Raw genomic sequence first — 7,077 nt, 5'->3', positions numbered from 1 at the left:
GAGCTGAAAAAAATCTGAAAAAAGAAATTCCTCACTGGGGCTTCAACCGTACGCAGCAGGAACTTACAGACATCTGGGAAAAACAACTTTCTTCCATCGAAGTGGAAACTACAGATGAAGAGGCCAAGCAGAAATTCTATGGCGCCTTTTACCGGGCTTCTTTCCTCCCGCGCACGTTCAATGATGTAGATGGCAGGTATCCTGCCTTCAGCCAAAAAGATTCTATCCTCCAACTGGCTCAGAACGGAATGTATTATGACGATTTCAGCATGTGGGACACCTACAGAGCCTTGCATCCGCTCATTAACCTGCTATACCCCACAAAAGCTGGACATATGATGCAATCACTTGTCCGCAAATTTGAACAAGGAGGCTGGTTGCCTATCTTCCCTTGCTGGAACAGTTACACAGCAGCCATGATTGGCGACCACTGCATTGCTGCCATAGGAGATGCCTGCATTAAAGATATCCGCAACTTTGACATCGAAAAGGCGTATAATGCGATGAGAAAAAACGCATTCGAGTCGCCGGCAGATGACAAGGACTATAAGAACGGAATGGGACGGCGTGCCTTGCAATCTTACTTGAAATACGGATACATTCCATTGGAAGACAGCGTGCCCGACGCATTCCATACGAAAGAGCAGGTTTCACGCACACTGGAATATGCGTATGACGATTTCGTTCTCGCACAAGTGGCCAGACTGCTTCAAAAAGAAGAAGACTACAAAGCACTATCTGCACGTGCTCAAAATTACCGAAATGTGATTGACCCACAAACCGGATATGCACAAGGAAGGCATGCCGACGGTACGTTCGTAAAAGAACAGAACGCATTCCAGTTTACTAAATTTATCACAGAAGGCGCTCCCTGCCACTACACATGGTACGTACCTCATGACCCTTACGGATTGATGGAATGCATGGGAGGGCGTGACAACTTCATACACAAACTGGATTCCATGTTCAGTGAACGCAGATATTGGCATGGGAATGAACCCTGCCATCAAATAGCATTCATGTTTAATTATGCGGGAGAACCGTGGAAAACCCAGCAGGCAGTACGCCACATCATGGAAACCGAATACCTGAATGCTCCAGGTGGTCTTTCGGGTAATGATGATGCCGGACAGATGTCCGCTTGGTATATCTTTGCGTCACTCGGATTTTACCCTGTTTGTCCGGGGTCGCCTTATTACATTCTGGCCAGTCCTTCTTTCCCTAAGGCTCTCATACATCTGGAAAACGGGCAAACCTTTACCCTTGTGGCTCAAAATGCCTCTAAAGAAAACATTTACATTCAGAGTGTGACTTTGAACGGGAAGAGTTATTCCAAGAATTATCTTTCCCACAAAGATATCGTGCATGGAGGAAAGATGGTATTTCAAATGGGAAATACCCCCAATAAAAACTGGGGAAATACCCCAATTGATTGTCCACCGGCCTTGATTAACATACCTGAATAAACACATAAACCCCTTTCAAATATGAAAACAAAAAACATTCTTCTTGCACTTAGCATCTTCCTCCTCGGAGCATGCAACTCGCAGCAAACGGGGATTTATAACATCATGGACTATGGTGCCACGGGAGATGGAAAAACCGATGACGCATCAGCCATTCAAAAAGCAATCAATACTTGCTCAGAAGCTGGGGGAGGAACGGTTCTTGTTCCATCCGGACACACATTCCTTTGTGGACCTTTTAAATTAGCTTCCTACGTGGAACTCCAGTTGGCCCCTAACTCCCGACTGCTGGCGAATCCAGACGAAAGCATCTATACGGAAAGTGCATTTGGTGATAACCGTGGAGAAGGCATGATGTGGATTAGCGGAAAAGATTTAAAAAATGTATCTATCACCGGCACCGGAAGCATTGACGGAAACGGGGTGGCTTTCATGGGCAAGGAACTGGAAGATTCCTACGAACTGAAGCCTGTAACTGATTTTGACCCACGGCCTCATGTGCTGACCCTAACCAACATAGAAAAACTTGTCATACGCGACATAACCATCTGTAACAGTGCCTATTGGACAGTCCACCTGATAGGTTGCCGAAATGCCCTGATTGACGGTATCACTATCCTGAATGATTTGAAAATACGTAACGGAGACGGCATTGATGTAGACCATTCAAAGGATGTGCGTATCTCCAACTGTTTCATTGAATCGGGTGATGACTGCATCTGCCTGAAGAACCGGCGCGAATTTGAACAATATGGAAGCTGTGAAGACGTAGTAGTGACCAACTGCACCATGACTTCTCGTTCATGTGCTATAAAAATCGGCTCGGAAAACATGGATAAAATCAACAATGTATTGTTCAACAACTGTATCATAAAAGACAGCAATCGAGGTATTGGCATTCAAAACCGCGACGAAGGAACTGTGAGCAATGTGATTTTCTCGAACATGATTGTAGACTGCCGCTTCTTCTCGGATGTGTGGTGGGGAAAGGCTGAACCTATTTACGTGACTTCCTATCCGCGTGCCGTGGGAAATCACAAGGATGCCGGATGGCGCTTCCCGAAAGGAGCTGTAAAAGGAGCTTGTGGAGAAGTGAGCCGCATCTACTTCCAGAACATCAAATGCACAAGTGAAAACGGTATCTTTATAGGAGGGGATACCATTGACAAGGTAAGCAGAATTTACTTTGACCAGGTAGAAGTAAACCTACACAAACGGACCACTTTTGAAGGCGGGGTATACGATAAACGCCCATGTGACGGCGAAGGCTTCCTGAAAGGAAAAACTTACGGATTCTTCTTCCACACAGCATCCGATATTCAAATGGAAAGATGCACGGTCAACTGGGGAGACACCCGTCCTGATTATGCCGCAGAAAACATACACCTGGTAAATACAGCCGGGGTTATACGGAAATAACCCCCTCAAGTGCTCATAAAAAACGCCGTTGTGAAACGGTACATTTCTAAATTTCTTTTTTTGAGGCCGGGACTTTGTCCCGGCTTTTTTATTCATCACGAATGACTTAAAGAACTGGGCAGGCACCCGAAACGCTGCTTGAAACATTTCGTAAAATACTTAGGGTCATTGAACCCCACCGCATAAGCGACTTCCGACACATTGGCGTCACCTTTTCCCTGCTCCAGCAACTGACGCCCCATATCCAGCCTGAAATTCTTCATAAACTGTCCGATAGGCATTCCCGCCAGACTCTGCATTTTCTGATTGACCAATGTCTTACTATAGCCCATGTCGCGCACAAAGGCATCCAGTCCATATTCTGCATCGGCATAATGTTGTTTCATCAATTCCATAGCCCGGTCCATGAATATTTTGTCTCTAGACTCTTCAATCAGTCCCAGTTCACTCACGTCCGACAAGACCGACGGTTTGGAGAATCTCTCCTGGTATCCTCTGCGCAAGGTCAGAATATTACGGATACGGAACCTGAATATATCCGCGTCAAATGGTTTGCATAGATACTCATCAACCCCTACCGAATAACATTTCTTTTCATTTTCCTCAGAATGTACCGCGGTTAGAATCAGGAAAGGTATGTGACTGGTTGCCAGATTCTCCTTCACTCTCTTCGAAAATTCCAGTCCGTCCATCTCCGGCATGAGCAAGTCACTGATAATCAAATCTACATGATGTTTCTCGAGTATCCCCATGGCTTTCACGCCGTTCTCAGCCTCCAACAACTTGTATTCTTTTTTCAACAAAGAACGGATATAACGGCGCATATCACGGTTATCATCTACAACCAGCAGCGTTTCCTTCCGTAAGGAAACATCGTCCATTGCAACCAGGCCATCTTCTTCCACTATTCCATTTGCAGCCGCAAGTTCTTCTTCCGGCATTTCTTTCATCGGCAACAAGACACGGAAAGAAGTCCCTCCGGCACGATTGTTTTTAGCAGAAATCACACCTCCATGGAGGGCCACAATCCGTTTACATACATTCAAGCCGATACCCGTTCCTGTTTGTCCGAATACAGGATAAGTCACCTTATTCTGCGCCTGAAAGAAACTGTCAAAAATCTGAGGAAGGTCTTTTTCCGGTATTCCACATCCCGTATCCGACACCGAAAGATAAAGCTGTATCTTTCCCCGTTTATCAACCAGACGAGCTGCATAAAGCCGGATATAGCCTCCGTCAGGAGTAAACTTCACCGCATTGGCCAGCAAATTGGTCAACACGCGATGAAGATACTTGGGGTCTGCACTTACGGAGAGACCGCCAAGGTGATAGCAGGCCTTCAATGTGATACGCCGATGCTTCACAAAGGAAATGAAAGGCAAGAGCAGGTTGTCTATCATGGACACAAGATCGAAAGGATGAATGTTCAGCTTCACTTTTTCCGTATCAAGTTTCCGGAAATCCATCAACTCATTTACCAGCGAAAGTAAATCCTGCACATTGCGCTCGGCAATACGCAACTGTTCTTTGACTTCCGCACTGGAAGTCAGTTCCAGAGCCTGCTGTAGAGGTCCCTGAATAAGGGTAACGGGGGTACGGAACTCATGGGTTATATGGGTAAAAAAACGAATCTTTTCTTCTGCCATTTCTTCTACATGGTGAGCCATTACTTCCAGACTGTGATTCTGCACCTCCAGTTCATGAGTACGCTGAGCCACTAATTGCTCCAACAGTACCTGTCGATGCTTCAGCCGCCTCACCTTATAACGGTAAAAAACAATCGTAAAACAAACTATGGAGACCAAAAGAAGTATTAAAAACCACCAGGATTTATAGAAATACGGACGAGCCTGAATATCCAGCTGAAAAATTCGTTCCGACCATTTTCCCTCCCCGTCCGTGGACTGTATTTCCAACTTGTAAATACCCGAATCCAAAGAAGAAAATATAATGACAGGATTGTCAGGAGAAAGCTCCGTCCATTTTGTTTCTTCCTCCGATTTGTAGCGAATGCGTACGGAGTTTCCATAGCCATAAACCTGAGATGTCAAAGCCAATTCCAGTTTATCACCTTCTTCCAAGCCAGACAGACATCTTTCGCTACCATAAATCCACTCTCCTTCATTTATCCGGACAGATGCTATTCTAACTCCATAGATATCTGACAATCCAGAAGACTTCCGAAGCCGGACCTGATACAAACCATAATCCTTCCCACAGTATAAACGATTGTATCTTTTGGAAAAGTAGAACGCATTTCCATCATACCCCTTATCCAGTATTCCATCCGGTTTGCCATAAGCGATAAAAATATCACTATTGACTAGCAAACGCGACAAGCCGTTTTCCGTAGCAATCCAGATATTGCCCAGCTCATCTTCGGCCACACCATAAACTGTATTCTCATAAAATCCTTCCGATTCTCCGTAGCGCTTAAACTGGAAGCGATTCATATCGTCAGAAATCAAACGGTAAAGTCCAGTCCCTCTTCCTCCTAACCAAATTACTCCTCTGCTATCTTGAAACACAAAATTTATTCGCTCCACCTGAGTAGACTTCTTGTCATCCAGTTTATAACGCAAATACGTGTAGTTCAAATGCCTGCGTGAACGGGCAAAAGAAAACAAATCGATGATGAACAATCCTTCAGAAGTTCCAAACCACAAACGATGCTTGCGATCCACACACAACGTCCCGACTGACTCAAATTCATTTATGCTCAAATCTAGACTTATCCGGGAAAACTGCTCCTGCTTTTTATCATAAAAAATCAATCCATGAGTAGTTCCGAACCAAATTCCTTTATTTACCGAATCTTCCACCGCACTCATAATAAAATCGTCTTCCAGCCCAGGCACTTCTCCATTGGAATGCTGACGAACCACAGACTGCGGATTATTCAAGTCCAGTTCACTAATACCGGCTCCCCAAGTATAAGCCCACAAATGATTATCACTGTCTATCAATATGCCATTTACATTATTGGAAAGAATAGAAGTGGAACTATGAGGAGTGAAAGCATAATGCTGCACCGCTTCCGTTTCAGGATTCATCTGATAAAGTCCTCCCTCAATCGTACCAACCCACAAATTTCCCTTTTTATCTTCCGTCACAGCACTGATTTGCGGTGTCCGCCCTGCCGACAGCTTCCAGGGGATATCTCCTAACCTGGCTATTTCCAGTCTGCGCGACAGATACAACAGATTGACTCCCCCATCCTGCGTACCAGCCCAAATGTCCTGCCCGTCGGCAAACAGACAGACTATGATATTGGAATTTAATCCCCGTTCCTCGGAGTTTTCTACCCGACGAACAAAGGAAAAAGTATCAGATTCCCGGTCATACACATTCAATCCGTTGAAAGTAGAGACAATCAGACTACCATCAGAGGTGAGCTTCATGTCTGTGATATAAGCCTGACTGAGCATCCCCTCCCGATGCGAAGAATAACGATATCGCTTCATTGTTTTCGTATGCCGATAATAACGGAAAAGTCCGCGATTGCTTCCTATCCATAAAAAATCGCCATCCGCCTGCAAACAAGAGATACGCCAGTCATCGCTGAAAGGCACAATCGCATCAGAAAGCTGCTGCTTATGCAGTTTGTTCCTTTCCTGTTTTATAATCCGGTAAATATGGTTACCGACCCCAGCACAAAGCTCTCCTTCTATCTCTGCAATGGCCGACACGGGTTCATCAGTTTCTGCCTGCATCCGATAACAGGCAATGATGGCTCCGGAGTAATCCAGTTCCAGACACCAAAGCATCTTGTCGGTCACTACCCAAACATCTCCATCGGCAGTCTGTACTATCGAGCGTACACACGAATGAAGTAAGGAAGACAATTCCGGAATTGTTCCCAGGTCACCTGCCGGTACCAGAAGCCCTGTTTGCAGGTCAATCAGGTCAAGACCAGCTTCCGAACCGACCCACAGTCTTTTTTGACGGTCTTCACACAAGGTGTATACATAATTTCCTTTCAAACGATAAAGAGACTCCTTCACTCCATAATTCAGGAAACGATATCCATCATATCGTGCCAGCCCGTCCTGGGTAGCAACCCAGATATATCCGAATGAATCTTTCATCACGGCAGTCACCGAGTTATTGGGTAGCCCGACTTCCTCCGTAATATGACAGAAATTATACTTCGAGAAGAAATGAGCATTCGCCTCCATGCGAAAAGAAAATA

3 protein-coding genes are annotated in these 7,077 nt (G+C 45.3%); 2 read left to right on the top strand and 1 reads right to left on the bottom strand.

The window, feature by feature from the left end:
• A partial coding sequence (locus ACMJ0U_RS01325) for a GH92 family glycosyl hydrolase (RefSeq protein WP_417127664.1) occupies positions 1 to 1,466 on the top strand: 1,466 nt, incomplete at its 5' end.
• A gap of 21 nt (positions 1,467 to 1,487) precedes the next feature.
• Positions 1,488 to 2,885 (top strand): glycoside hydrolase family 28 protein, encoded by a 1,398-nt coding sequence (locus ACMJ0U_RS01320; RefSeq protein ID WP_417127662.1) that lies wholly within the window; start codon positions 1,488 to 1,490, stop codon positions 2,883 to 2,885.
• A 95-nt stretch (positions 2,886 to 2,980) separates the two neighbouring features.
• Here the strand turns inward: ACMJ0U_RS01320 and ACMJ0U_RS01315 are convergent.
• On the bottom strand, positions 2,981 to 7,077 hold a 4,097-nt coding region (locus tag ACMJ0U_RS01315), incomplete at its 5' end, for a two-component regulator propeller domain-containing protein (protein ID WP_417127660.1).

The sequence above is a fragment of the Phocaeicola sp. genome (assembly GCF_048170425.1).
In the GTDB taxonomy this organism is placed as follows: Bacteria; Bacteroidota; Bacteroidia; order Bacteroidales; family Bacteroidaceae; genus Phocaeicola.
The sequence above is the reverse complement of the archived record's forward strand: the minus strand, read 5'-3'. Positions and strand labels throughout refer to the sequence as shown.

Bases quoted from the DNA above. Each gene is read 5' to 3' on its own strand.
- ACMJ0U_RS01320 (WP_417127662.1), top strand. From the start codon at position 1,488: ATGAAAACAAAAAACATTCTTCTTGCACTTAGCATCTTCCTCCTCGGA.